At 68.3% G+C, this 26,023-nt stretch carries 22 protein-coding genes, 1 tRNA gene and 1 pseudogene; 9 read left to right on the forward strand and 15 right to left on the reverse strand.

All coding sequences use genetic code 11. The annotated features are described in order from the left end of the window. Positions 1 to 26 precede the first annotated feature (26 nt). On the forward strand, positions 27 to 1,211 hold the full coding sequence (gene prpF / locus WHX56_RS00465; RefSeq protein WP_338879915.1) for a 2-methylaconitate cis-trans isomerase PrpF: 1,185 nt from the start codon (positions 27 to 29) through the stop codon (positions 1,209 to 1,211). A 53-nt stretch (positions 1,212 to 1,264) separates the two neighbouring features. Here the strand turns inward: prpF and WHX56_RS00470 are convergent, their stop codons facing one another. Together WHX56_RS00470 and WHX56_RS00475 are read right to left on the reverse strand one after the other, a co-directional pair. Continuing rightward, complete coding sequence (locus WHX56_RS00470) at positions 1,265 to 2,674, reverse strand: MFS transporter (RefSeq protein ID WP_338879916.1); 1,410 nt, start codon at positions 2,672 to 2,674, stop codon at positions 1,265 to 1,267. Positions 2,675 to 2,821: 147 nt separating this feature from the next. Beyond that, a complete protein-coding gene (locus tag WHX56_RS00475) occupies positions 2,822 to 3,493 on the reverse strand; it encodes an ankyrin repeat domain-containing protein (RefSeq protein WP_338879917.1) in 672 nt (223 codons plus the stop codon). A gap of 116 nt (positions 3,494 to 3,609) precedes the next feature. Here WHX56_RS00475 and WHX56_RS00480 point away from each other — a divergent pair, with 116 nt between their 5' ends. Beyond that, a complete protein-coding gene (locus WHX56_RS00480; RefSeq protein WP_338879918.1) occupies positions 3,610 to 4,485 on the forward strand; it encodes a LysR family transcriptional regulator in 876 nt (291 codons plus the stop codon). On the opposite strand, the gene WHX56_RS00485 is transcribed toward WHX56_RS00480, so the two are convergent. Continuing rightward, on the reverse strand, positions 4,466 to 5,674 hold the full coding sequence (locus tag WHX56_RS00485) for an amidohydrolase family protein (protein WP_338879919.1): 1,209 nt from the start codon (positions 5,672 to 5,674) through the stop codon (positions 4,466 to 4,468). The two genes, WHX56_RS00480 and WHX56_RS00485, sit on opposite strands and share 20 nt — an antisense overlap. A 594-nt stretch (positions 5,675 to 6,268) precedes the next feature. Here WHX56_RS00485 and WHX56_RS00490 point away from each other — a divergent pair. From WHX56_RS00490 to WHX56_RS00500, 3 genes are all read left to right on the forward strand, one after another. Further along, complete coding sequence (locus WHX56_RS00490; protein ID WP_287755087.1) at positions 6,269 to 7,960, forward strand: sodium:solute symporter family protein; 1,692 nt, start codon at positions 6,269 to 6,271, stop codon at positions 7,958 to 7,960. 28 nt (positions 7,961 to 7,988) lie between these two features. Next, a complete protein-coding gene (locus WHX56_RS00495; RefSeq protein WP_244234988.1) occupies positions 7,989 to 8,111 on the forward strand; it encodes a putative transporter small subunit in 123 nt (40 codons plus the stop codon). Between the two features lie 105 nt (positions 8,112 to 8,216). Then, complete coding sequence (locus WHX56_RS00500; protein WP_338879920.1) at positions 8,217 to 10,697, forward strand: heavy metal translocating P-type ATPase; 2,481 nt, start codon at positions 8,217 to 8,219, stop codon at positions 10,695 to 10,697. Positions 10,698 to 10,716: 19 nt separating this feature from the next. On the opposite strand, the gene WHX56_RS00505 is transcribed toward WHX56_RS00500, so the two are convergent. Then, positions 10,717 to 12,255 carry an argininosuccinate lyase gene (locus tag WHX56_RS00505; protein WP_129240095.1) on the reverse strand — a complete coding sequence of 513 codons (1,539 nt, stop codon included), beginning with the start codon at positions 12,253 to 12,255 and terminating at the stop codon, positions 10,717 to 10,719. 228 nt (positions 12,256 to 12,483) lie between these two features. On the opposite strand from WHX56_RS00505, the gene WHX56_RS00510 reads away from it, so the two are divergent. Then, complete coding sequence (locus WHX56_RS00510; RefSeq protein ID WP_338879921.1) at positions 12,484 to 13,692, forward strand: benzoate/H(+) symporter BenE family transporter; 1,209 nt, start codon at positions 12,484 to 12,486, stop codon at positions 13,690 to 13,692. On the opposite strand, the gene WHX56_RS00515 is transcribed toward WHX56_RS00510, so the two are convergent. The 4 genes from WHX56_RS00515 to WHX56_RS00530 all read right to left on the reverse strand — a co-directional run bounded on the left by WHX56_RS00515 (position 13,689) and on the right by WHX56_RS00530 (position 17,016). After that, a complete protein-coding gene (locus tag WHX56_RS00515; protein WP_338879922.1) occupies positions 13,689 to 15,194 on the reverse strand; it encodes a PLP-dependent aminotransferase family protein in 1,506 nt (501 codons plus the stop codon). The two genes, WHX56_RS00510 and WHX56_RS00515, sit on opposite strands and share 4 nt — an antisense overlap. Positions 15,195 to 15,300: 106 nt before the next feature. Further along, positions 15,301 to 15,996, reverse strand: coding sequence for a glutamine amidotransferase (locus tag WHX56_RS00520; protein ID WP_338879923.1), 696 nt, complete (start codon positions 15,994 to 15,996; stop codon positions 15,301 to 15,303). Continuing rightward, on the reverse strand, positions 15,993 to 16,151 hold the full coding sequence (locus tag WHX56_RS00525; RefSeq protein ID WP_338879924.1) for a hypothetical protein: 159 nt from the start codon (positions 16,149 to 16,151) through the stop codon (positions 15,993 to 15,995). Before WHX56_RS00525 ends, WHX56_RS00520 begins: the two co-directional genes overlap by 4 nt. A gap of 37 nt (positions 16,152 to 16,188) precedes the next feature. Continuing rightward, positions 16,189 to 17,016: a YggS family pyridoxal phosphate-dependent enzyme gene (locus tag WHX56_RS00530; protein WP_338879925.1), complete on the reverse strand. Its 828-nt coding sequence runs from the start codon at positions 17,014 to 17,016 to the stop codon at positions 16,189 to 16,191. Between the two features lie 109 nt (positions 17,017 to 17,125). Between WHX56_RS00530 and WHX56_RS00535 the strand changes: the two are divergent. After that, positions 17,126 to 17,296 (forward strand): annotated as a pseudogene (locus tag WHX56_RS00535) (carboxymuconolactone decarboxylase); the annotation flags it as partial. A gap of 26 nt (positions 17,297 to 17,322) precedes the next feature. Here WHX56_RS00535 and ptsJ read toward each other — a convergent pair. Then, positions 17,323 to 18,618, reverse strand: coding sequence for a transcriptional regulator PtsJ (ptsJ, locus tag WHX56_RS00540; RefSeq protein ID WP_338879926.1), 1,296 nt, complete (start codon positions 18,616 to 18,618; stop codon positions 17,323 to 17,325). Positions 18,619 to 18,741: 123 nt separating this feature from the next. Here ptsJ and WHX56_RS00545 point away from each other — a divergent pair. Then, positions 18,742 to 18,812: transfer RNA gene (locus WHX56_RS00545), tRNA-Cys, on the forward strand. Between the two features lie 35 nt (positions 18,813 to 18,847). Here the strand turns inward: WHX56_RS00545 and WHX56_RS00550 are convergent. From WHX56_RS00550 to WHX56_RS00560, 3 genes are all read right to left on the reverse strand, one after another. Next, on the reverse strand, positions 18,848 to 19,624 hold the full coding sequence (locus tag WHX56_RS00550; protein ID WP_338879927.1) for an SDR family oxidoreductase: 777 nt from the start codon (positions 19,622 to 19,624) through the stop codon (positions 18,848 to 18,850). 64 nt (positions 19,625 to 19,688) lie between these two features. Further along, positions 19,689 to 20,603: a 3-keto-5-aminohexanoate cleavage protein gene (locus tag WHX56_RS00555; RefSeq protein WP_287755097.1), complete on the reverse strand. Its 915-nt coding sequence runs from the start codon at positions 20,601 to 20,603 to the stop codon at positions 19,689 to 19,691. 32 nt (positions 20,604 to 20,635) lie between these two features. Continuing rightward, complete coding sequence (locus WHX56_RS00560; RefSeq protein ID WP_422393649.1) at positions 20,636 to 21,841, reverse strand: ABC transporter substrate-binding protein; 1,206 nt, start codon at positions 21,839 to 21,841, stop codon at positions 20,636 to 20,638. Between the two features lie 235 nt (positions 21,842 to 22,076). Between WHX56_RS00560 and WHX56_RS00565 the strand changes: the two genes are divergently transcribed. After that, on the forward strand, positions 22,077 to 22,772 hold the full coding sequence (locus WHX56_RS00565) for a Crp/Fnr family transcriptional regulator (RefSeq protein WP_338881726.1): 696 nt from the start codon (positions 22,077 to 22,079) through the stop codon (positions 22,770 to 22,772). Between the two features lie 84 nt (positions 22,773 to 22,856). Here WHX56_RS00565 and WHX56_RS00570 read toward each other — a convergent pair whose 3' ends face one another. From WHX56_RS00570 to WHX56_RS00580, 3 genes are read right to left on the reverse strand one after another with little or no spacing between them, the layout of a single operon-like run. Then, positions 22,857 to 23,837, reverse strand: coding sequence for a Bug family tripartite tricarboxylate transporter substrate binding protein (locus WHX56_RS00570; protein ID WP_287755098.1), 981 nt, complete (start codon positions 23,835 to 23,837; stop codon positions 22,857 to 22,859). A 16-nt stretch (positions 23,838 to 23,853) separates the two neighbouring features. Next, positions 23,854 to 25,269 (reverse strand): MmgE/PrpD family protein, encoded by a 1,416-nt coding sequence (locus WHX56_RS00575; RefSeq protein WP_338879928.1) that lies wholly within the window; start codon positions 25,267 to 25,269, stop codon positions 23,854 to 23,856. Next, complete coding sequence (locus WHX56_RS00580) at positions 25,266 to 25,961, reverse strand: RraA family protein (protein WP_338879930.1); 696 nt, start codon at positions 25,959 to 25,961, stop codon at positions 25,266 to 25,268. Before WHX56_RS00580 ends, WHX56_RS00575 begins: the two co-directional genes overlap by 4 nt. Positions 25,962 to 26,023 lie beyond the last annotated feature (62 nt).

Genomic DNA, 26,023 nt, shown 5'->3' on the forward strand with positions numbered 1-26,023 from the left:
TTACACCGAAACATCAGGACTGCCCCATGGCCCATGCTCCCCAGACCAAGATTGCCGCCACCTACATGCGCGGCGGCACCAGCAAAGGCGTGTTCTTCAAGCTGGACGACCTGCCCGAATCCGCGCGCGTGGCAGGCCCCGCGCGCGACGCCCTGCTGCTGCGCGTGATCGGCAGCCCCGATCCCTACGGCAAGCAGATCGACGGCATGGGCGCCGCCACGTCCAGCACCAGCAAGACCGTCATCGTCGGCAAAAGCAGCCGCCCCGGCCATGACGTGGACTACCTGTTCGGCCAGGTCTCCATCGACCAGCCCTTCGTGGACTGGAGCGGCAACTGCGGCAACCTCTCGGCCGCGGTGGGCCCGTTCGCCATCGCCAACGGCCTGGTGGACCCGGCCCGCGTGCCCGCCAACGGCATCGCCGTCGTGCGCATCTGGCAGGCCAACATCGGCAAGACCATCGTCGCCCACGTGCCCATCACCGGCGGCGCCGTGCAGGAGACCGGCGACTTCGAACTGGACGGCGTGACCTTCCCCGCCGCCGAACTGCGCCTGGAATTCATGGACCCGGCCGAAGAAGGCGACGGCGGCTCCATGTTCCCCACCGGCAACCTGGTGGACGACCTGGAAGTGCCGGGCGTCGGCACGTTCAAGGCCACCATGATCAACTCCGGCATCCCCACCATCTTCCTGGACGCCGAGGCCCTGGGCTACACCGGCGCGGAACTGCAGGACGACATCAATGGCGACGCCCCGGCGCTGGCGCGCTTCGAGACCATCCGCGCCCGCGGCGCGCTGCGCATGGGGCTGATCAAGACGCTGGAAGAAGCCGCCGGCCGCCAGCACACGCCCAAGGTCGCCTTCGTCGCGCCTCCCAAGGAATACGTGTCCTCCAGCGGCAAGCAAATCGGCGCCGGCGACATCGACGTGCTGGTGCGCGCCCTGTCCATGGGCAAGCTGCACCACGCCATGATGGGCACGGCGTCGGTCGCCATCGCCACCGCGGCGGCGGTGCCCGGCACGCTGGTGAACCTGGCCGCCGGCGGCGGCGAACGCGACAACGTGTGCTTCGGCCATCCGTCTGGCACGCTGCGCGTCGGCGCCGAAGCCCAGCTCGTGGACGGCGAATGGAAGGTCACCAAGGCCATCATGAGCCGCAGCGCGCGCGTGCTGATGGAAGGCTGCGTGCACGTGCCGCGCGACGGGTTCTGAGTCCGACGCACGGCTTTGCGCGAAGGAACGGGGCCTCGGCCCCGTTTTTCATTTCATCGCGGCGCTAGCGACACGGCGACGCGCGCGGCGCTGAAGATCGCCAGCAGCGGCGCCACGGCCAGCACCGCGAAGAGCCACCATGCGCTCGACGTGCCCTCGATGCCGCCGGGCGCATTCAAGCCGCCCAGATTGGCGATCATGCCCGCCAGGGCCGAGCCCAGCGCCGTGGCGAACAATTGCACCGTGGTGATCGACGTGGCGGCGGCGTCCCGGTCGTCGCTGGGACCCACCTGCAGAATCCGCGTCAGCAGGTGCGGCCAGCCCAGCCCGATGCCGAAGCCCACCAGCGTCAAGCCCAAACAGATGAACCCCAGCACCGGCCAATCGCCTTGCGCATGCAGCGGCGCGCTGAACGCCAGCATCACCATGCCCGCCAGCACCAGCGCCGGGCCACTGACGATGGCGCGGCGGATGCCGCCGTCTTTCCAGCCCGAACTCCAGATTTCCGCTACCGTCCAGCCCGCCGCCATCAGCGCGGCCAGGTAGCCCGACAATAGCGGCGTCTGGGCATGCAGGGTCTGCAGGAAGTACGGCACGAAAGTTTCGCTGGTCATGCCGACCACCAGCAGACCGATGGTGGCATACAGGGCCAGCAGGGGCGATCCGCGGCGCAGCGCATTCTTGGGCAGCAGGCGCGTCTGGCTGGTGGATTCCTTGCGCGCCAGAAGCAGCATCAGAACAATGGCCAGCGCCACCCCGGCGGCGTTCCAGCGCGGATCGGGCGATACGCTGCCCGCGCTGACCGCAAGCACCGCCACCGTCAGCAGCAGCAACTGCGCAACCGGCAGCTTGCCGGCGGCCGCCGCGCCCTCGCGGCCGCGCGTGGGCAGCACCAGCCACACCAGGGCCGCGTACAGCAGCGTCACAGGCACCAGGGTGCCGAACGCGGCCCGCCAGGCATCCATCTGCGCGAACACGCCGCCTATCGCCGGCCCCAGCAGGGTCGCCACGCCCCACATGCCGGAGATCAGCGCCATCGCCCTCGGCCACAGGCGCTCGTCGAACACGGCATAGATCATGGCGTAGCACAAGGCGAACAGGAAGCCGCCGCCCAGGCCCTGCAAAGCGCGGCCGAACAGCATCGCCGGCATGCTCGGCGCCGCGGCGCAGGCCAGGCTGCCCGCGATGAAGAACGCGGCGGCTGCGGCATACGCGCCGCGCGATCCCGCGGCGGCCAGCAGCTTGGCGGTCAGCGCCGATCCGAGAATGGACGCGGCCACGAACAGCGTCGTGTTCCAGGCATAAAGCTCCAGGCCGCCGATGTCCTTGACCACCGACGGCAGCACGGTCGTGGCGATGTAGATGTTGATGGCGTGCAGCGCCACCCCGCCCGACAGCGCGATGGAAGGCGCCAGGTTCGTGCCGGAGAGCAAGTCTCCCCAGCTTCCTTCTTGTACCGACATGCAAGCTCCAGGCAAAGGACCGCCCGCGCGCGCCCATGCCCGGCGGCATGACGGCGCAACGCATCGATCGATCAGGCTATGGCTTTCGCATATTACGGAGGCGCCGTTAATTAACCAAGAAAACACTTTGATAATTAAAGGCAATGCTCACTCTTTCGCCCCCGCCGCCGCCAACAGCCGCGCGACCTCGGCCTGGCCGCGGTCGCGGGCATGCCGCAGCGGCGTCACGCCCTTGCCATCGGCCAGATTGACGTCCGCGCCGGCCTCGATGAGCCGCTGCACGATCGCCTGGTGGCGCGCGCCGCCGTCGCCCAGGATCACGGCCTCCAGCAAACCGGTCCATCCCAGGTTGTTCACATGGTCCGGGTCCACGCCGGCGCGCAGCAGCATGTCCACCACCTCGACGTGCCCGCGCTCGCAGGCGGGAATCAGGGCGGTGCCGCCATAGCGGTTGGTGCTCTTCAGGTCGGCGCCGTGCGCCAGCGTCATCGCCAGGATGTCGCGGTAGCCGCGGGCGCCGGCCAGCAGGTAGGCGCTGTCGTGGATCGCGTTCTTCGCATTGACGTCGGCGCCCGCCTCGATCAGGACCCGGGCGGCCTCGGCGTGGTTGCCCTGGGCCGCGCGCAGCAGCGGCGTATTGCCGCTGCCGTCGCGCGCCTCTATCGCCGCCCCTTCCCGCAGCAGCGACTTGACGCGGGCGGCGTCGCCCTCGCCCGCCGCCGCCAGCAATGCCGCATCCTGGCCGCCGGCGGCGGCTCCGCCTCCCAGGCCCAGCAGGAATGCCGCCAGCCAGATACGGCACGCGCCAAGAATAGGCATATCGAACGCTCCCTCAATCGATCGTCTCCGGGGTCACCCGGCCATGGCCGCTAGTATGGCAACGCCGCGAGCTATCATGAAATTAATTGGCTTGATAGCTTTCAGTGGAAATCCCGATGCTCGACCCCGTCCTGCTGCGCAGCTTCGTCACCGTCGTGGACACGGGCAATTTCACGCGCGCGGCCGAATACCTGCACCTGACGCAATCCACCGTCAGCCAGCACGTGATCCGCCTGGAAGACAGTCTCAACTGCCGGCTGCTGGACCGGACGCAGCGCCACGTCCTGCCCACCGAGGAAGGCGGGCGCCTGCTCGGCTATGCCCGCAGCATCCTCCGCCTGGCCGAGGAAGCGCGCGAAAGCGTCGCCGCCGCGCAGGCAAGCGCGTCGCTGCGCCTGGGTGCGCCCGAAGACTTCATGGGATCGACGCTGATGCCCACGCTCGCGGCCGTGCAGGCCGCGTATCCGCTCTTGCGCGTGGAGGTCGAGGGCGGGCTCAGTCATGAGCTGCTGCGGCGCTACCGCGAAGGCGAACTGGACCTGCTCCTGGTCAAACAGTGGGAAGTCGACGCGGACTGCCACGCGCAATGGCCCGAGCCGCTGTGCTGGATCGCCGCGCATGGCTCGCCGCCGCCCACGCCCGACACGGCCGTGCCGCTGGTCGCCTTTCCGGCCGGCGCGCTCTACCGCCAGGAAATGACCGCCATGCTCGAAGCTTGTGGAAAGCCCTGGCACGTGCGCTTCTCCAGCCCCAGCCTGCCCAGCCTGACGGCCGCGGTGGCGGCGGGAATGGGCATCAGCCTGCTGCCGGCCGCGTGCGTCGCCGCCGGGCACCGCGTGCTGACGGCCGAAGAGGGCTACGCCGCCCCCGGCGGCCTGCGCCTGGCGCTCTATGCGCGCTCGCGCCTCAGCGACGCCGGCCATGCCTTGCTGCGCGCCCTGACGGCCTATTGCGAGCTGCGCGCCGGCACGGTCACACCGCCGGCCGCCTGACGGCGCCGGCAGCGAACGCCGCCGCCTCGCCGACCGGCTCTCCTTTGCGGAACAGAAAACGCCGCGCGGGCGCCGCGGCGACGGCCGCCGGCGCGTTGGGCGCGGGCAGCGCCACGAAGGTAGCCTCATTGCCCGCCCGCAGCCCATAGCCTTCCAGCCCCAGCGCGGCCGCCCCCGCATGCGACGCCATGTCCAGCGCAACCGACAGATCGGCATCCGTGTAGAAACCCGAGCGGTAGCCGATCAGCATCGCCCGCTGCAGCATGTCGCCATTGCCGTAGGGCCACCAGGTGTCCTGGATATTGTCGTTGCCCGCGAACACCCGAACACCCGCCGCGCGCAGGCGCAGCACCGGCGGAAAGGCCCGGTCGCCCGGCGCGTTCGTCATGATCGCCACGCCGGCGTCCGCGAGCTTGCGCGCCACCTCGTCCAGCGCCTTCGGCCCGACGTCCCCCAGCGCATAGGCGTGGCTGACGGCGACGCGTCCCGCCAGCCCCAGGGCGCGGGTCCGCGCGGCGATGCGGGCCAGTTGCGCGACGCCCTGCATGTCCGGTTCGTGCAGATGGATGTCGATCTGCGCGCCCAGCCTGTCGGCGATGCCGAATACGCAATCGAGTTGGCCGTCGGCATCGCCGTCCAGCGTGGAGGGATCGATCCCGCCCACCACCTCCGCGCCTTCGCGCACCGCCGCCTCCAGCAGTTGCGCCGTGCCCGGACAGGACATCACCCCGGCCTGCGGAAACGCCGCCACTTGGATATCGACGATGCCGCGCCATTTCTCCCGCTCCGCCATGACGGCGTGCAGGTTCGCCAGCCCGGTGGTGGCGTCGACGTCGACGTGGCTGCGCATCGCGACGGTGCCGAAGGCGGCCGCCTGCGCAATGAGCGCGTCGGCGCGCGCTTCGATCGGCGGCGCGTCAGCCAGCTCCCGCTTCTCCATAGCCAGCCGTTCCCGCAGCGTGGCCGCCGGCCGGTGGGGATGCCAGCGGTCGCCGACGAAACTCTTGTCCAGGTGGATGTGGCCGTCGACGAAGCCCGGCAGCACCAGGTGGCCGCGCAGGTCTATCGTGTCGGCCGGACCGAAAGGCGGCGGCTCGGCGCCGATCGCGAGGATGCGCCCATCGCGGACGGCCAGGGTTAGGGGATTGCCGTCGATTCCGACGGCATTGATGAATACGCGGTCTGTCATGGTTTGCCTTCGACTTGCCTGGCCTTCCACCTTATCGGACGGCGGCGGCGGCGGCCAATTAAGTGTCGCGATAGTCTTCAATGGAAATCGCGATACCGCGTCCAGCAGGCGGCGCGCATGCCGCCCGTCCGCTGGACTCGACACGGCTATGGTCCTATACTGCGGTCCTGCTGTAGTTCACTACGCATGCCCGCCAGGCGATACACATTGCCCGGGGGCATCCGTCACAAGGCCGCGCACAGCGGCCCGGCGCGCAACGCCGAAACACCACAACCCAGCCTTACCGGCTGCGGAACAATTTTCCTGCCCACCAGGCAGGACCATCGCTCACCGCATTGGGCAACGTTTAAAGCAACTCACGTTCGACGCAATGCGGCAGCAAGACACCTACACGGTGTGCCTTGTCGCTGTTCGGCCGAGGGCGTCGCTTGCCGCGCCTTCGCCGGGCAGGCTCGCGATCGCCCTTGCGGCCGCTCGCCAGGTGTTTCGGCTGCGTCATCGGGGTTTGCCGCCCATCGCATTCCGCGGAAACGGCCTTCATGCAGCCATGACTGTCCGTCATGAATACGCTGTCAAGGAGAAAGGACGAAGACGATGCAAGAGACAGAATTCTTTCAGCTATCGGCGACAACCGCCATCCTGCTGCTCGCGGGCTTCTATGGCGCGACGTTCCTCATGTCGCTGTTCATCGGCGAGAAGAACGAGAACGTCGACGGCTACATGGTGTCGAACAACGCGGTCGGCTTCGGCCTGTCCACGGCCAGCATGATCGCCACCTGGATCTGGGCCGCGTCGTTCTACGCCAGCGCCACCTCGGGCTACAAGTACGGACTGTCCGGCCCCCTGCACTACGGTTTCTGGGGCGCGCTGATGATTCTCTTCATCTATCCCTTCGGCAGGCGGTTCCGCCAGCTCGCGCCCAAGGCCCATACGCTGGCCGAGGTCATCCACGCGCGGCACGGCACCTCCAGCCAGATGATCATGGCGGTATCCAACATCGTGGGGAGCTGTATCAGCCTCATGGTGAACTTCACCGCGGCCGGCGCGCTGGTCTCCATCCTGAGCCCGCTGACGTTCATCCAGGGCGTGCTCATCGCCGGCCTGGGCGTGTTGTCCTACACGCTGTGGTCGGGCTTCCGAACTTCGGTGATGACCGACTTCGCGCAGCTCGCCGCGATGATCATCGCGGCAGTCATCATCATTCCCCTGATCTTCTTCAACGCCGGCGGCCCCGGCGTGCTGCAGGCCAATATGTGGCGCCTGGACTCCGAGCAGGCCGACTTCTATTCCACCAAGGCGATCCTGGAACAGGGCGCTCCCTACTTCGTGGCGGTGCTCGCCTACGCCATCGGCAACCAGACAATCGCGCAGCGCCTGTTCGCCGTGCGCGAAGACCTGATCAAGCCGACCTTCCTGACCGCGACGGCCGGATACGGCGCCGTCGTGATCGGACTGGGCATGCTGGGCCTGCTGGCGCTCTTCGTCGGCCTCGAACCGGCCAATGGCGACATGAACAACATCATTCCCCAGATGGCGTCCACCTACCTGCCCCCCTTCGGCATCGCGCTGTTCTTCCTCCTGGTGGTCGGCTCGCTGTCGTCCACCGCGGACTCCGACCTGGCGGCCCTGTCGGCCATCGTCATGACCGATCTCTACGCCAAGAACCTTGCGCGCGGCCGCCCGGATCCGCGACGCATGCTCTGGTGGGGCCGCGCCACCATGATCGTCGCCACGATGGTCGGCGTCATCTTCGCCAGCCTGCGGCTGGACATCCTGGTCATGCTCGTCTTCGTCGGCGCGCTGTGGGGCGCCATCGTCTTCCCCGTGATCGCCAGTTTCTACTGGGACCGCGTGGACAACCGCGCCTTCGTCTGCTCGGTGCTCAGCGCCGTGGCGCTGTTCACGGTGGTGCGCTTCGAACTCATCCCCATCGAGGGCGCCGTCGCGGTCTTCTTCGAGATCTGCGCGGCCATCGGCGGCGGCGTGGTCCTGGGCCTCATGACGTTCGGCTTTTTCGGCCGCAAGGCGGCGATCGCCGTGGGCGCGGCCGGCGTGGCCGTCATGCTGCCCGCCTTCATCGGGGCTTTGCGCGAGTACATCGTCCTGATGGGCTCCCTGACCGCCTATGGCGTCAGCGCGGCGGTGTGCGCGGGCCTGAGCCTGCGCAACACGCAGCGGTTCGATTTCGCCCTCCTGGCCGACCGCGTGACCTCGTTCCACCGCGAGCAGGAAACGCAGGCCCGCCCCTCCGCGCAGCGCCCCGCCGCCCTGCCCGCCAAGGGCTGATCCTATCCACGCGAACAAGGAGACCGATATGTGGTTGACGTTGTACTTCCTAGTCTGGCCGGCCATCTCCGCCCTCATCCTGGCGATTCTTTGCGTAACGCTGTGGCAGGACATCCGCGCCGCGAAACGCAGCGGAAAATCCATGATCTGACCCCATGAATACCGGCCGGGCGTTCCGGCCGCTTGACCTTGACATCGTTGGAATCTTTATAGTGGGAGCCATCCACAGGAAATTCCCAGTTTTCAAGGAGCGGCAATGAGTTCCAGCCCAGCAGACAGCATCGCGGTCAGCCTGCCGATCGAAGGCATGACCTGCGCGTCCTGCGTCGGTCGCGTCGAAAAGGCCCTGAAGGCCGTCCCGGGCGTAGCCAAGGCCAGCGTGAACCTGGCGACCGAACGCGCCGACATCACCTTCGCCGGGACGCCCGACGTGGCCGCCGCGGTCCAGGCCGTGCAGAAGGCCGGCTATGCCGTGCCGGAAACCGGCATCGAACTGTCGGTCGCCGGCATGACCTGCGCGTCGTGCGTGGGCCGGGTCGAAAAGGCCCTGAAGGCGGTTCCGGGCGTGAGCGGCGCGACGGTCAACCTCGCCACCGAGCGCGCCCACGTCACGGCCGCCGGCGGCGTCGCGGCCAGCGCCCTGGTCCAGGCGGTGGCCAAGGCGGGCTACGAGGCCCGGGTCCTTTCCGGCGAATCCAGCGATACCGACGCCGTGGCCGAACGCCAGGCCGCCGAACTGAAGGCGCTCAAGCGCGCGCTGGCGGTCGCCGCGCTGTTCGCGCTGCCCGTGTTCATCCTGGAAATGGGCGCCCACATGGTGCCGGCCTTCCACCACCTGATCGCCGACACCATCGGCACGCAGAACAGTTGGTACATCCAGTTCGCGCTGTCCACCATCGTGCTGTTCGGCCCCGGGCTGCGCTTCTTCCAGAAAGGCGTTCCGGCGCTGCTGCGCGGCGCGCCCGACATGAATTCCCTGGTGGCGGTGGGCACCTCCGCCGCCTACGCCTATTCGGTCGTCGCCACGTTCGCGGCGGGCCTGCTTCCGGCCGGCACGGTCAACGTCTATTACGAGGCCGCGGCGGTCATCGTGGCGCTGATCCTGCTGGGCCGCTACCTGGAGGCCCGCGCCAAGGGCAACACCTCCGAGGCCATCAAGCGCCTGCTCGGCCTGCAGGCCAAGACGGCCCGCGTCGTCCGCGACGGCGCGGCCATGGAGATCGCCATCGAGCAAGTCATCGCCGGCGACCTGATCGAGGTCCGGCCCGGCGAACGCATCCCGGTGGACGGCGCGGTCGTGGAGGGCAGCAGCTTCATCGACGAATCCATGATCAGCGGCGAACCCGTGCCCGTCGAGAAGACGCCCGGCTCCGAAGTCGTGGGCGGCACCGTCAACCAGAACGGCGCGCTGACGTTCCGCGCCACCAAGGTCGGCAACGACACGGTGCTGGCGCAGATCATCCGCATGGTCGAACAGGCGCAAGGCTCCAAGCTGCCGATCCAGGCCCTGGTGGACCGCATCACCATGTGGTTCGTGCCCGCCGTCATGGCGGCCGCCGCGGTCACCTTCGCCATCTGGCTGGCGTTCGGGCCGACGCCCGCGCTGACCTTCGCGCTGGTCAACGCGGTGGCGGTGCTGATCATCGCCTGCCCGTGCGCGATGGGCCTGGCCACGCCGACCTCGATCATGGTGGGCACGGGCCGCGCCGCGCAGATGGGCGTGCTGTTCCGCAAGGGCGAAGCGCTGCAATCCCTGAAGGACGCCAAGGTCGTGGCCGTGGACAAGACCGGCACGCTGACCAAGGGCCGCCCCGAACTGACCGACCTGATCGTGGCGCCGGGATTCGAACGCGCCGCCGTGCTGGGCAAGGTGGCCACCGTCGAGGCGAAATCCGAACACCCCATCGCGCAGGCCATCGTGGAAGCGGCCCGCGGGCAGGGTATCGCCCTGGGCGCCATCTCGCAATTCGAATCGATCACGGGCTTCGGCGTGAAGGCCGACGTGGACGGCGCCCGGGTCGACATCGGCGCCGACCGCTACATGCGCGAACTGGGCCTGGACGTGGACATGTTCGGCGCGGACGCCGCGCGGCTGGGCGATGAAGGCAAGACGCCGCTGTACGCCGCGGTCGATGGACGGCTTGCCGCCATGATCGCCGTGGCCGACCCCATCAAGGACACCACCGCCGCCGCCATCCGCGCGCTGCACGGCCTGGGCCTGAAGGTCGCCATGATCACCGGCGACAACCGCCGCACGGGCAACGCCATCGCCCGCCAGCTCGGCATCGACGAAGTCGTCGCCGAGGTGCTGCCCGACGGCAAGGTCGAAGCCGTGCAGCGGCTGAGGAAGCAATACGGCCCGATCGCCTATGTGGGCGACGGCATCAACGACGCGCCGGCGCTGGCAGAGGCCGACGTGGGGCTGGCCATCGGCACCGGCACGGACATCGCCATCGAGGCCGCCGACGTCGTGCTGATGTCCGGCGACCTGGGCGGCGTGCCCAACGCGATCGGCCTGTCCAAGGCCACGCTGCGCAACATCAGGCAGAACCTGTTCTGGGCGTTCGCGTACAACGTCGCCCTGATCCCGGTGGCGGCGGGCCTGCTGTACCCGGTCAACGGCACCCTGCTGTCGCCCGTGTTCGCGGCGGGCGCGATGGCCCTGTCCAGCGTATTCGTGCTGAGCAACGCGCTGCGGCTGCGCCGCTACGCGCCGCCCTTCGCGGCCGCCGCCTGAGGCCGAGGCCCCGGCCCCCTTACTGGCCTTTCCCCTTCGGCGCGCTGGCCACCAGCGCGTCGAACCGCTTGTCCAGTTCGGCGAGCGAATCCTGGATGTGGGCGCGGCGCGCCTTGATCCAGGCGTCCTGCGACGCAAGCTGCTCGCGCGCCTCCTTGATCATGCGGTCCATCTCGGCCGGCTGCGGGCCGCCGGCGGTGGCGCGGTTCTTCACGATGGCCACCGGATCCAGGGTGGAACGGAATTCCGCCTCGCTCATCGGCAGTTCGGCGCCGTACTTCGAGTCCTTCATCGCATCCGCATAGATGCGGCGAGCCTGTTCGTACGGGAAGTCCAGCGGCTTGATGTTGTTGGTCTTGGCGTAGGTCACGACTTCGGACGCGAAATGGTGGCCGTCGCGAAACGGCAGCTTGTACTTGCGCATCAGCACGTCGGCCAATTCCTGCGACGCCGTCCAGTCGCTGTTCAGCTCTTCGAGCGCGCGGTCGGGGCTGATGACCATGGCCTTGAGCACCCGGTTCCAGCGCTTGAGCGCCGAAATGCCGGCGTCCACCATGGCGGAGTTCTGCTTCACGTCCTTGGGGTCGCTCATGCCCGGGGTGATGTTGTGCGTCTGGATGACCGGCCCCATGGCCAGGGTCACCGCGGTCGACGCGTCGCTGCGGGTATCGTTCAGCAGGCCGGGATTGCGCTTTTGCGGCATGGCGCTGGACACGTAGGTATTGCCGCCGCCTTCCTCGAGCAGGATCCAGGGGCGCGGCTGGGCGTACTGGGTCATCACGTCTTCCACGAAATTACCCGTGCGCAGCGCGATGCTGGTGACGATGGAGGCCACTTCGACGGGCTGGTCCATCGACGAAATCTGCGACGCGTCGTAGGCGTTGTCGACCAGCGCCTCGAAACCCAGGTACTGCGCCATGCGCTTGCGGTCCAGCGGCCAACTGGTGCCATTCAGCACCGTGGTGCCCATCGGCGAGCGGTCGATGCGCACATAGGCCTCGCGGATGCGCTGCGCGTCGCGCGCCAGGCCGGCCGCCTGCCCCAGCAGGTAGTGCCCGTAGCTGTTCGGCTGCGCGGCCACCCCGTTGGTGTAATTCGGCACGATGGTGCCGGCGTGCCGGGCGGCCAGCTCCACCAGGGTCGTGGACGTGGCGTTCAACTGGTCGGCCAGTTCCAGCAGCTTGTCGCGCAGGATCGCGCTGCGGTAGGTGGCGTGCATGTCCTGGCTGGACCGCCCCGCGTGCAGCAGCGTCACGTCCTCGCCCGCGGCCTTGATCAAGAGCGGCTCGAACGTGATGACGCTGGCCGGGCGCTTGGCGCCGGGCTGGTTGCCGTCGCCGATCACCTTGGCCACGCCCGCGGCCAGGCGCGGCGCCATGGACTTGTCCAGCAATCCCTCGTCGGTGTTGATGACCGCGGTGGCCTTGTTGATCTCGCCCAGCCAGAAGAACGGATCGCGCGGCACGGGGGCCCCGGCCTGCGCCGGCTGGGCCGACGCGGCCTGGGCGCCGAGCGACAGGGCAAGGGCCGCGCCCAGGGTGGAAAGTAGATGTCTCATGGCGTTCTCGTTATAGGGGGGGAAAACGCAGTGTATCGGCGCGGCGGCCGATGGAAAATACCGGATTTCACGGAGTGGGCGCCTTGCGCTTGCCGTCCGTGGTTCGCGCAGTGGTCTGCCCATTCTTCCAAATGTGGCATGAAACAACCGGCCGCATCGCTCCTAGACTACCCGTTCGCGTCCGGCTGCCCCGCCAGCCGGCTCCCTCCTACGAACGCGGAGCGATTCATGAAAGCACTGCCGGCCGGCCTTCGACCCGCCGATTTCTTTTCCCCCACCGTCGCGGCCCTGATCTCGGTGCTGGTGAACTATGGCGGGACCTTCGTCCTGGTCTTCCAGGCCGCGGAGCTTGCCCGGCTGTCGCCGGCCCAGACCGCGTCCTGGGTATGGGCGGTATCCATCGGCGTCGGCGTCACCGGCGCGCTGCTGAGCTGGCGCTACAAGGCGCCCATCATCACCGCGTGGTCGACGCCCGGCGCGGCCTTCCTGGCGACCGTGATGCCCTTCACTCCCTACTGCGAAGTCATCGGGGCCTACGTGGTCTCGGCGCTGGGCTTCGTCGTGCTGGGCCTGTCCGGCGCCTTCGAGAAGCTCGTCCGCATGATTCCGGGCGGCATCGCCGCGGGCCTGCTGGCCGGCATCCTGCTGCAATTCGGCGTCAATGCCTTCGGCGGCGCCGCGGCGGATCCGGTGCTGGTGATCGTGCTGGTGATCTCCTACGCGCTGCTCAAGCGCTTCACATCGCGCTTCGCGGTCGTCGGCATCCTGGTCATCGGCCTGGGCCTGCTCATCGCGCAGGACCGGATCGACTTCTCCGCCATCCATCTCAGCCTGGCCGCGCCGGTCTTCGAAATGCCCCGGTTCTCGCCGCAGGCCCTGCTGGGGGTCGCGCTGCCGCTGTTCATCATCACGCTGACGGGGCAGTACATGCCCGGCATGCTGGTGCTGCGCAACGACGGCTACCGGACCAGCGCCAATCCCATTCTTACCGTGACGGGCCTGGGATCCCTGGCCATGGCGCCGTTCGGCGCGCACGCATTCAACGTCGCGGCCATCACCGCGGCGATCTGCACGGGCAAGGACGCCCACGAGGACCCCGCCAAGCGCTACCTCGCGGGACTGGCCTGCGGGCTGTTCTACATCCTGGTGGGCACGTTCGGCGTCACGCTGGCCACGCTGTTCATGGTATTGCCCAAGGCATTCATCACGACGCTGGCCGGCCTGGCGCTGCTGGGCGCCATCGGCGGCAGCCTGGCCAACGCCATGGCCGATGCGCGCACCCGGGAAACCGCGCTCATCACCTTCCTGGCCACCGCCGCCAACGTCACGATGCTGGGCGTGGGCGGCGCGTTCTGGGGGCTGGTGGCCGGCCTGACCGCGCATGTGCTGATCCACGGCGGCCAGGCCGCGCTGGCGGACGGCACGGCCAAGCCCTAGCGGCCCGGCGGCGGCTTACCGCCCAGCGCTTGGGCCAGGCGCCGCATGGCGGCTTCGATCTCGTAGGCCGTCAACGAGGCGTAGCCCAGCAGCCAGCCCTGCTGCTTGGGGTCGCCGGCGTACAGCCGGCTGAGCCCGGGCAGCCGCAAGCCCACCGCGGCCGCCTGCCGGATGGTCTTCTCTTCGGACCATCCGCGTTCCAGCAGGCAGGGTATCTGCAAGCCGCCCGGCGGACGAACGGCCATCGCGATGCCGCCCAGGTGCCTGCCGATGGCTTCCAGCAATGCCCGCCTGCGCCCCGCGTACAGCTTGCGCATCGCCCGGACGTGGGAGTTGTAGTACCCGTCTTCCATGAAGCGCGCCAGCGTCAGTTGGAGGATCTGCGGCGTATGGCCGTCCATGATGCTGCGCGCGCAGGCGAACGCGCCGACCAGTTCCGGCGGCAGCGCCATGTACCCCATCCTGAGGCCGGGATAGAGCGTTTTGCTGAAGGTGCCGAGATAGAGGGTCCGCTGGTGCCGGTCCAGGCCCTGCACGCACGCGGTGGGCAGGCCGTCGTAGTGAAATTCGCTGTCGTAGTCGTCCTCGATGATCCACTTGCCGGTCTCCGCGGCCCAGCCGGTCAGCTCCAGGCGGCGCGCCAGCGACAGCGTGGCGCCCGTCGGATACTGATGCGACGGCGTCACGTAGACGCAGTTGGCGCCGCTTCGGTCCGCCCGCAGCAGGTCGGTGCGGATGCCGTGCGCGTCGACGTCGATGGGCACGATCCTGGCCTCGGCGGATTCGAATGCCTTTCTTGCGCCGAAGTAGCCGGGGTTCTCCATCAGGATCGGCTTGCCCGCGTCCACGAGCAACTGCGCGCACAGGAACAGGGCCTGTCTCGCGCTGCTCAGGATCAGGATCTGCCCGGGCGAGACCTTGGCCCCGCGCTCCAGGTTCAGATACGCGGCAATGGCCTTGCGCAGCGGCTCGGCGCCCTGGGGATCTCCGTGCAGCAGGACATTGGCGCGGTAGTCCTTCAGCACCTGGCGCTGCAGGCGTTCCCAGACGTCGGTGGGGAAATTCCGGGTTTCCGGCAGGCCGGTGGCGAACGCCTTGATCGATTGCTGGTCGGCGACCCCGCCGCCGTCCAGGATGGTCCGGCCGCGCCGGCTCAGGCCCGTCCCCGGCTCCGCCGGGCGGCGTACCGGGTCCGTTTTCCGGCGCCCTGCCCCGCGCAGTTGGGTGGCCACCGAATTGGACACGTAGCTGCCCGAACCTTCGCGGCGCACGATGTAGCCGTCGCGATGCAATTGCACGTAGGCGTTTTCGACGGTATCGCGGGCCATGCCCAGCGACTTCGCCAGGACGCGGGTCGCAGGCAGTTTCACGCCCGGGCCCAGCGCGGCGTCGAGTATCAGCGCGCGCAGCGCCCGCTGGACGCGCCGGTGCAGGTCCAGGCGCTTGAACTCCGCGTCGTTCAAACGAATCTTCAGCGTCTCGAGCTCGAACGTCTTCGCCATGCGGTCTGCCCGATGTAATGAAATTGGCTTTCCAGGACCGGCCATTCTATCCGCGGGCCCTCGCGGGCGCCACGCAAGCGCTGGGCCCGGCCCCGTCAGCGCAGACTCAGAGCGCGTCCAGCCAGATGCCGATCGCCAGCCGGGCGCTGCGCGCCAGCGACGGGCCATGCCTCTCGGCGTCCCGCCGGATGGCCGCGGGGTCGATGCCATGGCGGCTCAGTTCGCACGCGTGGCCGATCAGCCATTGCTCGATCCTCGACGCGTCCGCTTCCAGGTGGAATTGCAGGCCCAGTATCCTGGGCCCCAGGGAGAACGCCTGGTTGGGAAAGCCCGGCGTCTCGGCAAGCCGGCGCGCGCCCGCGGGGATGCCGAACTGATCGCCATGCCAATGCAGCACCGGCACGGACTGGACGGCCCGCAGCGGCGATGCCTGGCCGTCCGCCGTCAGCGTCAACGGTGCGTAGCCGATTTCCGCGCGTCCGGCCGGCGCGACCTCGGCGCCCAGGGCCGCGGCCATGAGCTGCGCGCCCAGGCAGATGCCCAGGGTCGGCCTGTCCCGCCGCAACCGCTCTCCGATCGCGCGCAGCTCCGCCTTCAGAAAGGGATAGCGGCCGGTCTCGTACACACCGACCGGCCCGCCCAGGATCACGGCAAGATCGGCGTCGGCCAGCGCCGCGGCGTCTATCGCATCCACGCCCGCGTCCAGGTATTGCACGGTGTAGCCCCGCTCCGCGAGGGCGGGCGCCAGGATGCCGAGGTCTTCAAAAGGAACGTGGCGGACGGCCAGGGCGAGGCGGCTCATTCCAGGACCTCCGAGCGGCGGCGAGCGTCGCGGTCCAAACCGCCCGGCAGGCGCGACGCGATGTCCCTGCTGTCGTCCAGCCCGGCGGTGGCGGCCGATTCGAAATGGCCGATCAGCCGGCCATGGCGCTTGATGACGACTCGGTAGACCGGCATGGGTCGGTTCCTGTGGGCGGTATGTCGCCGGCGGCGCTCAGGCGGCCGGACCGGAGCCGGGATCGGCCGGCCAGTAATAGGAATCGGGCGTATTGCGGGCTCCGAAAATCGCCTGCCCGACACGGACCACGGTCGCGCCTTCCTCGATGGCGATCTCGTAGTCGCCGGACATGCCCATCGACAGTTCATCCAGGCCAATGCCCTGGGGGGCCTCCTGGCGCAGCCGGTCGCGCAGCGTGCGCAACAGGACGAAGCACTGCCGCACCCGCGCCGCCTCGGCGGAAAACAGCGCCAACGTCATCAGCCCGCGCACGCGCAGCGCCGAAAAGGCCGGCATCCCGCGCAGGAACGCCGCCGTCTCGTCCGGGTGCAGGCCGTATTTGCTGGCTTCGCCCGAGGTATTGACCTGCACGAACACGTCCAGCTCACGGCCTTCGGCCTGCAGCCGGCGGTCCAGCGCCTCGGCCACCCTCAGGCTGTCCAGCGCCTGGAACTCGGCCGCGTAGCGCGCGACCAGCTTGGCCTTGTTGGTCTGAAGATGGCCGATCACCGACCACTTCAGGTCGGTCAGGTCGGCCATGGACTCCCACTTCCGCGACACTTCCTGCAGCTTGTTTTCGCCGAGGTAGCGGCAGCCCGCCGCGTAGGCCAGCCGAATGCGCGCCTCTTCCACGGTCTTGCTCACGGGCAGCAGGCGCACGCTTGCGGAATCGCGTCCGGCGCGTTGGCACGCGGCCGCGATCCGGCCGTTCACCGCGGCCAGGTTGCGGCGGAAATCCTCGACCGACTCGGCCTTCGGCCACTGGCCGTGCCGGTCGTGCTGCGTCTGCGTGCCGCCGCCCTGGTCCCGCGTGACTTCGTCCATGCCTGCACCTCGCGTGGGGACGGAACGCGCGGTGAAAGCGATTCCGCGTCCGGCCCTCAGTTTGTCATAGGTCAAATATTATCATGGCCTATCAAGATGAACGCAACCGGCCGCCCATACCGCCCTCGGCCGCAAGGCCGGCGCCAACGCCGAGGAAATGTCCGCCACTCAGGGCGGCAATGCCGCCGACCCCAAGACCGCCGCGACGCTGCGCTTCGCGCTGCAACTGGTCGAGGCCCGCGCCGGCCTCGCCCGGCCAGGCGCCCGGGCCGGCCGGAGCGAGGCATCTTGCAGTGCCATCGGGCCCTAACCCAGGCTTTGCCGGATGTCGCGGGCGAGGTCCCGGCACTGGGCGGGCTCGATGCTGGAAAGCGTGATGCGCAGCCCTCCGACCGGCTCCTGGACGCCGAAGGCATCGCCATGGCGCACCAGCCAGCCGCGATGGGCGAGGGCCAAGGCAACCGCCTGGCCGTCGGTATCCAGCGGCACCCAGAGGTTGAAACCGTCGCCCTGCCCCGCGCAGGGCACGCCCTGCATCCGCAAGGCATCCTCCAGGACCTGCCTGCGCCGGGCATAGTCCTCGCGGGCCCGCGCCATCTGCCGGGCCACTTCGGGCCGGCCGAGCGTGACCTCCACCATGTCCTGCAGCAGATGGCTGACCCAGCTCGTCCCCGACGCCAGCCGCAGCCGCAGTTGCCGGGACGTCGCGGCGTCGCTCGCGACCATGGCCATGCGAACGTCGGGCCCCAGGGCCTTGGTCAGCGAACGGACCAGCGCCCACCGCTGCGCGCCCGCCGGCAGCACCGAGTGGTATTCCGTGTTGGACAACAGGGCGAAGTGGTCGTCCACGATGACCATGACGTGGGGATATCTGGCCAGAACCCGCGCCAGCGCCCGCGCCCGCTTGGCGCTCAGGCTGCAGCCCGTCGGATTGTGCGCGCGCGGAGTCAGGATCACGGCCTGCGCGCCCTTGCCCAGCGCGGCCTCAAGGGCCTGGGCCTGCATCCCCTCGGCGTCGACCGGCACCCCGACCGCCTGCAGGCCGGCGATGCGCAGCAAATTGATGCTGCTGAGAAAGCAGGGATTCTCGACCGCCACCTTGTCGCCGGCGACCAGGTGCGAACTGAGCAGCCGTTCGATGGCGTCCACCGCGCCATGGGTCAGGTTGACCTCGAAGGGCGCGAGGCAGTCCGGCGCGAACCAGGCCCGCGCATAGTCTTCCAGCCCCGCGTTGGCGGTGGGTTCGCCGTAAAGCCGGGGCCGGTAGGGCCGCAGGGCGAGCGCGGCGGTGAGGTCCGGCAGCCAGGCCGGATTCGGGTTGCCGCTGGCCAGGTCCACGAGCGGCGAGTTCGACAACGCGCCTTCCTGCTCGCCCGGGCCGGAGGGTTCGCGGATGATGGTTCCCAGGCGCCCCTGCGTCGCGGCGATGCCGGCCGCCGCCAGCCGCTTGTAGGCCGCGGCGACGGTATTGCGGTTGATGTCCAGCTCGGCCGCCAGATCGCGCACGGGCGGCAGGACCTGGCCCGGCCGCAACTGCCCCGACTGGCGCAACGCGCGCACGCAGTCGAAGATTTCGGCGGCGGTCTTTCCTTGTATTTTCATATCGTCCCAAGACAATGCCGCCCCAGGCTGTGACAACCCCGAAGCCATGTCGAGTCAATATGCGAGTTTGACATGATTGAGCCGCCGCCGAAAGCGCGCTCACCGCAAGCGATTCCCCCTGATGGCGCGGCGGCGGAGCGGCTATGCGGCAGATTGCAAATCCGCAAAGCTTGGTTCGATTCCAGCCCGCGCCTTCAGCGTTCCCGGAGTCCGCTCGCGGGGCAGGCCGCTAGCCCAGATACTCCACGTTTCCGCACACCGAAATGCTCTGCCCGCTGATCATCGCGCCTTCGGCCGAACACAGGAAAGCCACCTGATTGGCCACGTCCTCCGGGCTGGTCATGCGGCGCAGCGAGACTTTCTCCACCAGTTGCCCGCGCATCTCGTCGTTGCTCACGCCGCCGGCGGCGGCGCGGGCTGCGATGATGCGCTCTACCCTGTCGCCCGACACCACCCCCGGCAGGACGGAATTGACGCGGATATTGGACGGGCCCAGTTCCATCGCCCAGGTCTGCGTCAGGCCGGCCAGCCCGAACTTGCTGGCGCTGTACGGGGTGCGCAAGGAGAACCCCAGGCGGCCCGCGACGGACGAGATATTGACGATGGATCCGCCTCCGGCGGCCCGCAGCAGCGGCACCGCGCTGCGGGAACACAAGAAGGTTCCGGTCAGGTTGACGTCCAGCGTGTTCCGCCAAGCGTCCAACGTCGTGTCTTCGAGCCGGCTGGTGGGGCCGGACACGCCCGCGTTATTGACGAGCGCATCGAGCCTGCCCCATTTCCGAGACAAGTCATCGAACATGGCAAGGACCTGCGCTTCATCGGAGACGTCGGTCACGCTTGCGGTCAGCGACGGGTGTTCACCCGCCACTGCCTGGCAGGCCTGCGCGTTCACATCGCAGATATGCACCTCCGCGCCCGACGCCAGGAACTTGCGCGCGATCGCCAGGCCTATGCCGTGCGCGCCCGCCGTGACCAGGACTCGTTTTCCTTTCAGGGATTCGCTCATTTTTCCGCCAATACATGAAAAAAAACACCGGCGCGGCCGCCTGGCGCGCCAGCCGGATACCGCGTCAGAGGGCGAATTCGGGCCGGATGCCGCTCTTGAGCGGCAGGCCGAGAATCTCGCGCGCTTCCGCGGGCGTCGCGGGCTCCATGTCCATTTCCCGGATGATGCGCACGATGCGCTCGGTCAACTGGACATTGGTGGCCAATTCGCCGTGGCGGTAATACAAGTTGTCCTCCAGGCCGACCCGCGCATGGCCGCCCAGCAGCAAGGCGCTGATGTTGGCCTCCAACTGCGACGGGCCGATGCCGCTGACGCAGAAGATGCTGTTCTTCGGCAGCATGTCCACCATCATTTGCAGATAGCGGGGCGAGAACGGCATGGCGTTCTGGAAGTTCCGGTGCACGTTCATGACCAGGTTGATGAAAGAGGGGCCTTCATCCAGGCCTTCGTCGATCAGCGTCGTCGTATCCTGCAAAATGTGCGTCGGGCTGAACACCTCCCACTCGGGCTTGATGCCGCGCGCCTTCATCCCGGCCGCCAGCTCGCGAGCCTTGCTCAAGGGCGTGTTCATCAAGTATTCGCGGTCGCCGAACGCAAGATTCAATGTCGTGGCGTCCAGGGTGCACATCTCGGCGCCGGCATCCATGCCCTTGAGCCGTTCCTCCCAGAGGATTTCCCAGGTCCCGGGCGACGTTTCCTTGACCATGTCGCCATGCACGCCGCCCCCCGTCGAATTGTTCAGGACAATGTCGCAGCGTTCCCGGATGAGCCGGTTCATCTGGAGGTAGATCGCGGCGTCGCAGGTGGCCTGGTCGTCGGGGCGGCGCGCGTGCAGGGCCACCACGCTGGCGCCCGCGTTATAGCAGCGGTAGACGTCTTCGGCGATTTCCGCGGGCTGGGTCGGCAGATGCGGGTTCTGGCTCTTGAACGCCATGCCCCCGGTGGGGGCTATGGTCACAATCACTTTACGTTTGGCCATGAAAATTCTCGTAAGGGGTTGGCGAACGCCGTTCACTTCCAGAGCGCGCAGCGGCTCTCCGCCTTTGTGGTGAAGGCCTGATTGCCGTCGATGGTTTGCACGACGTCGAAGTAGTCCCAGGCTTCCTTGGACTGTTCCGGCGCCTTGACCTGCAACAGGTACATATCGTGCACGACCCGGCCGTCCGGGCGGACGACGCCGTCCTTGATGTACATGTCGTTCAGCTTGTTCTCGCGCAGATAGGCAAGCACGCGGTCGGCGTCGTCGGTGCCCGTGGCCTTGACCGCGCGCAGATACTGCAGCGCCGCCGAATAGTCGGCAGCCTGCAGCGACGAGGGCATGGCCTTGCGGATCTCGAAGAACTTCCTGCTCCACGCGCGGGTCTGTTCCGACGCGTTCCAATACCAACTGTCGGTCAGGTACATGCCCTGCGTCGGCGGCAGCCCCATGGCGTGGACGTCGTTGATGAACATGATCATCCCCGCCAGCCGCATGGTCTTCGTGATGCCGAACTCGTTGGCCGCCTTGATCGCGTTCGTGGCGTCCGCCCCGGCGTTGGCCAGGGCAAGGATATCGGCCTTGCTGCTTTGCGCCTGCAGCAGGAACGAAGAAAAATCGCTGGACGACAGGGGATGCTTGACCGATCCCACGACGGTGCCGCCGGCGGCCTCGACCACGGTCGTCGTATCGGCCTGCAACGCGTTGCCGAAGGCGTAGTCGGCAGTCAGGAAGTACCACTTCTTGCCGCCCGCCTTGACGACCGCCGCTCCCGTTCCGCGCGCCTGCGCGACGGTGTCGTAGGCGTAATTCAAGGTGTACGGCGTGCACTGCTCGTTCGTGAGCGCCGGGGCCCCCGCGCCCACGACGATGATCGGCTTCTTCTTGTCGGCGGCCACCTTGGACATGGCCAGCGCCGTGCTGGAATTCGTGCCCCCGATCAGCATGTCCAGGCCCTTCTGGTCGAACCATTCGCGGGCCTTGGCCGAGGCGATGTCCGCCTTGTTCTGGTGGTCGGCCGTCAACAGTTCGATCTTCTTGCCGTCGATCTCGCCGCCCATTTCCTGGATCGCCATCTTGATGGCTTCCGCGCCGCCAGGGCCGTCCGGGCCGGAGTAAACGCCGGACATGTCCGTGATGAATCCGATTCGAATGACATCGTCCGAAATCTGCGCATGCGCTGTCGTGGCAGCCAGAAGCGAGACGGCTACGCCGCACGCCACGGCAGCACCAGACATCATGCGTTGCATTGACAACATACCTATCTCCTCTTATGGTTTTTGGCTCTGGGGGCCTCGACTATTCTGGGACCGGTCTCGAGAAGCGGACAGTCATCATGGTGACAAAGCGCCCTAGGGTTTACCTTAGCGGCATCGCAACGGCCAAGAAGGGGTAGATATGGGCGGACCGCCTGCCGGCGCCGACTACGGATCGTCAAGCGCGAAACGCCGGCCCGCGCAATGTCCTGTGGACAGAATGCTCGACGTCGTGCCCTGGTACAAGGGCTTGCCCGCGCTCGAGCGCGGCGTGGTCCGCGCCGAACTGCGCACCGTCGCGCTCGCCACGGGCGAATATCTTTTCCGCGCGGGATCGCGGTCGCTGGGTTGGTATGGGGTGGTGGAAGGCCTGGTGAAGTGGTCGTCCCGCGGCACGGACGGCAGGTCCCTGTCGCTGGCCGGTTTCAGCACCGGAAGCTGGTTCGGCGAAGCCACCATGATCCGCCGCGAACGTTTCGAATACGAAGTGGTCGCCCTGAGGCCCAGCCGGATCGTGATCCTGCCGCGAGACACCTGCGAGCGCCTGTGGAACAACAATATTGAATTCACCAAGGTGCTGATGATGCACCTGGCTCAGCGGGTGGACTGGCTGATGGCCAGCTACACCGGCAATGTGCTTCTGGACGTGGACACCACGGTGGCGCGCGCCGTCGCGGCCCAATTCGATGCCGAGCAGCATTCCGGCACCAACGGGCGCCTGAAAATCTCCCAGGAAGAGATCGCTGGTCTGTGCGGCGTTTCTCGCCAGCGCTGCAATGCCGCCCTGACGAAGCTGGCCCGCGCCGGCGTACTCCAAACGCACTATGGCGGCCTGACGATTCTCGATAGGGACGAGCTATACCGGCAGGCCAAGATCAGCCGCAAGCCGTCGGCCCGGCCGCCGGGGCAGGCTTGACGCCGCTGCCGGGAAAGCGGGGAGCCTGCGCCGCGCATTCAGTGCAGCCCGCCGACAATGGCGGGCTGCGCCATGGGCGGATTTTCAGCCGTGCAGGGAAATGCCCGTCTCCTGGATCACGCGGTCCCACACCGCCACCTCGCTCTCGATGCGCTGCTTGGCGTAGGCCGCGCTTTCCGTCACGATCTCGATACCCAGGCCGCCGAAGCGCTCCTGCACGTCCGCCCGGCCCAGCACCGCGTTCAGGTCGGCGTTCAGTTGCTCGACCGCCGCGCGCGGCGTGCCCGCTGGCGCCGCGATGCCGAAGATGGATACCACGTCGTTGCTCATCTGCACGCCCGATTCACGCAGCGTAGGGACTCCCGGCAGGGCCGCCACGCGGTCGGGACCGGCGATGCCGATCACCTTGATGCGCCCGGTCTGCAGGTTGGAAATGGCCGTGGACGTATTCACGAACATCGCCTGGATACGGTCGCCGATCAGATCCGCCATGCCCGGCGTGGACCCCTTGTAGGGCACAGGCTCGATCTCGATGCCCGTGGCGCGCTTGAACATCTCGCCCGCGATGTGCTCCAGCGAACCGTTGCCCGTGGTGGCGTACGAGAACGCGCCCGGCCTGGCCTTGGCGGCCTGGACGAACGACGCCACGTCGTTCACCTGCAGGCTGGTGGGCACGATCAGCACGTTGGGCAGATACCCGACGATGGCCACGTGCTCGAAGCTCTTGAGCACGTCATAGCCCATGGTGCTGCCCATCAGGCGGGCATTGATGGCGTACGAGGTCAGCGCCGTCATCAACAGCGTATTGCCGTTGGGGGCCGCCTTGGCGACGTACTGCGCGCCGATGTTGCCGGAGAAGCCCGGCTTGTTGTCCACCACGACCGCGTGGCCGCGCCGTTCGCCCAGGTGCTGCGCGATCATGCGCGCCATGGCGTCGAGCGATCCGCCCGGCGGATAGGCCACGATGATGCTCATGTCCCGGGATTGGGCGCGGACCAGGCCGGCGTGGGCCGCCAGGGATGCGGCGGCGCCGATCAGCAACTGGCGGCGAGAGATGGCAGGCATGTGTAGCTTCCTTCAATCAGGTTATCGAATCTTGGGAACCGACCGCGGAGAGCGCGGCGGACAGCTCGGGCACGGAACATGGCCGCGGCGCGTGCAGCAGCCGCCATAGCTTGGCAGCGCGGTCGGCCGGAAGGGCCATCGCCGCGTGGCGCATGAACTTCGCCTCGTGCTGTGCCTCCGACAGCGGCATGCTGGGATGGCCCTGCGGTTTGGCCTGCGTCTGCCGGAACACCTCCGCCCCGTCCCGCATCACGGCCAACGACGCGAAATCGCCGTTGCCGGCCGGGAAATCCGGCCCCACCGACACGCGCACCCTGCCCGCCCAATCGCGCACCTGCGGGCGCCCCAGCGCCTCGTCCGTGAAATCGCCGATATCCTGCGTTCCCAGGCAGGCCGCGACCGCCACGCAATACTCCACATGGAACTTCGCGGCCAGGCCCGTTGCCGGCCAGCCTTTGCCGCGCGCCGCCTCCAGCCGCTGGCTGATGCCGCAGTGCAGTTCCAGTTCCTCGCCGGGCGCCAGCCACCCCGCCGCCCTCGCCTGGAGCACCATGTCGATGAGCGCGTGCATCAGCGAGCAGGTCGGATACCGCTTGTAGACAATGCCGGGGCTGAGAACCTCGAAGGTCTGTCCCATCGGCCGCAGCGCGCGTCCGGCGTCCTGGCTGCCGTCATCGCAGAACAGTTGCAGAAACCCCTCCTGGCCTTCCAGCGCCACCGGGCTGGCCGTCATGCCGCCCGCCGCCAGCCGCGCCGCCAGCACGCCGTGCCGGGCGGCAAGCCCCGCATGCAGCGCCTTGGTCATGGTGCCGAAGTTCACCCGCAGCCCGCCCGCCATGGAGCTGGCAATGCCCAGGGCGTGCCGTGCGCGTTCCGCGTCCAGCCCCAGCAGCGACGAGCAGGCCGCTGCCGCCCCCACGGCGCCCAGCGTGCACGTGGTGTGCCATCCCAACTGCGAATGCCGGTCGTTCACGCTGCGCCCCAGCCGGCCCGCCACCTCGACACCCGCCACATAGGCCGTCAACAGGGCGCCGCCGTCCGAACCCAACAATTCCCCCAGCGCAACGATGGCCGGCACGATGGGCGCGGAAGGATGCCCGCGCATGGATTCATGCGTATCGTCCAGCGCATGCGCATGCGCCGCGCAACCGTTGATGAGCGCGGCATCGTCCACGGACGCGCGGTCCGCGCGCCCCCACAGTGTGCAATCGCCACGGGCCTGCCCCAAGGTCGCGGCCGCGATGCCGGTCACCCCGTCCACCGCCCCCGCCAGGCCGCCGCCCAGGCAATCGGCGATGGCGCGCTGCGCTTCCCGGCGCACCGCCGCCGGCACATCCTGCTCACGCAGCCCCGCCACGAATGCGGCGAGCGCCTGCGTCAAACCTTCCGAAAACGGCGCTGCGGCCACCGCCGGCGCAGCTTGCGCGCTCATTGCCCGGCTCCGTCCAGCCATCCGGCGATATGCCCGTCCATCTCATCGAGGAAGTGCTCGATGCCATGCCCGCCCTGGCTTGCCCGCAACGCGCGGACAACCGCCGCCACGCTGCCGCTCGGCACCACGGCCACGCCTTCGGCGCTGGCGCACACCACGTCGCCCGGCTGCACGATCACACCCGCGCAGGCCACCGGCACGTTCACCTCGGCCGGCCCGAACTTGGGTCCCGAGTGCGGCGACACGGCCAGCCCATACACCGGCAGCCCGGCCGCCTGCGCCTCCGCCACGTCGCGCCAGGCCCCGTTCACCACCAGCCCCGCCATGCCGCGCTGCTCGCACGCGTACTTCAGCAGCTCGTAGCCGCCCATGCACCACTGCGTGAAACCCTGTCCGTCCACCACCAGAACGTCCCCCGCCTCCACCTTGCGGATGGCCGCCATCACGCCCAGGTTGTCGCCCGGCGGGCACTTGACCGTGAAGGCCGGCCCGCACAGCGGCACGGCCGGCGCCACCAGCGAGCGCAAGGACGGCTGGCAGGTGTACATGCGCCCCACCAGATCGCTCACCCGCGTCACGTCGGCTTGCGCCAGCACCGCCACATCGGACGGCGCCGGCCGCTCGACGTTGTGGTTGATGACGAATGGCGGCAGCGGTTTTTTCCAACGGCGATCGGTCGGAGGGGATGACATCGGTTTCGGCTCCTGAACAGTTTTCCTGCAATTCAGTCCGAATTGTCCCGGCTCATTCCCTG

It is taken from the genome of Achromobacter veterisilvae (genome assembly GCF_037619525.1).
In the GTDB taxonomy this organism is placed as follows: Bacteria; Pseudomonadota; Gammaproteobacteria; order Burkholderiales; family Burkholderiaceae_B; genus Achromobacter; species Achromobacter veterisilvae.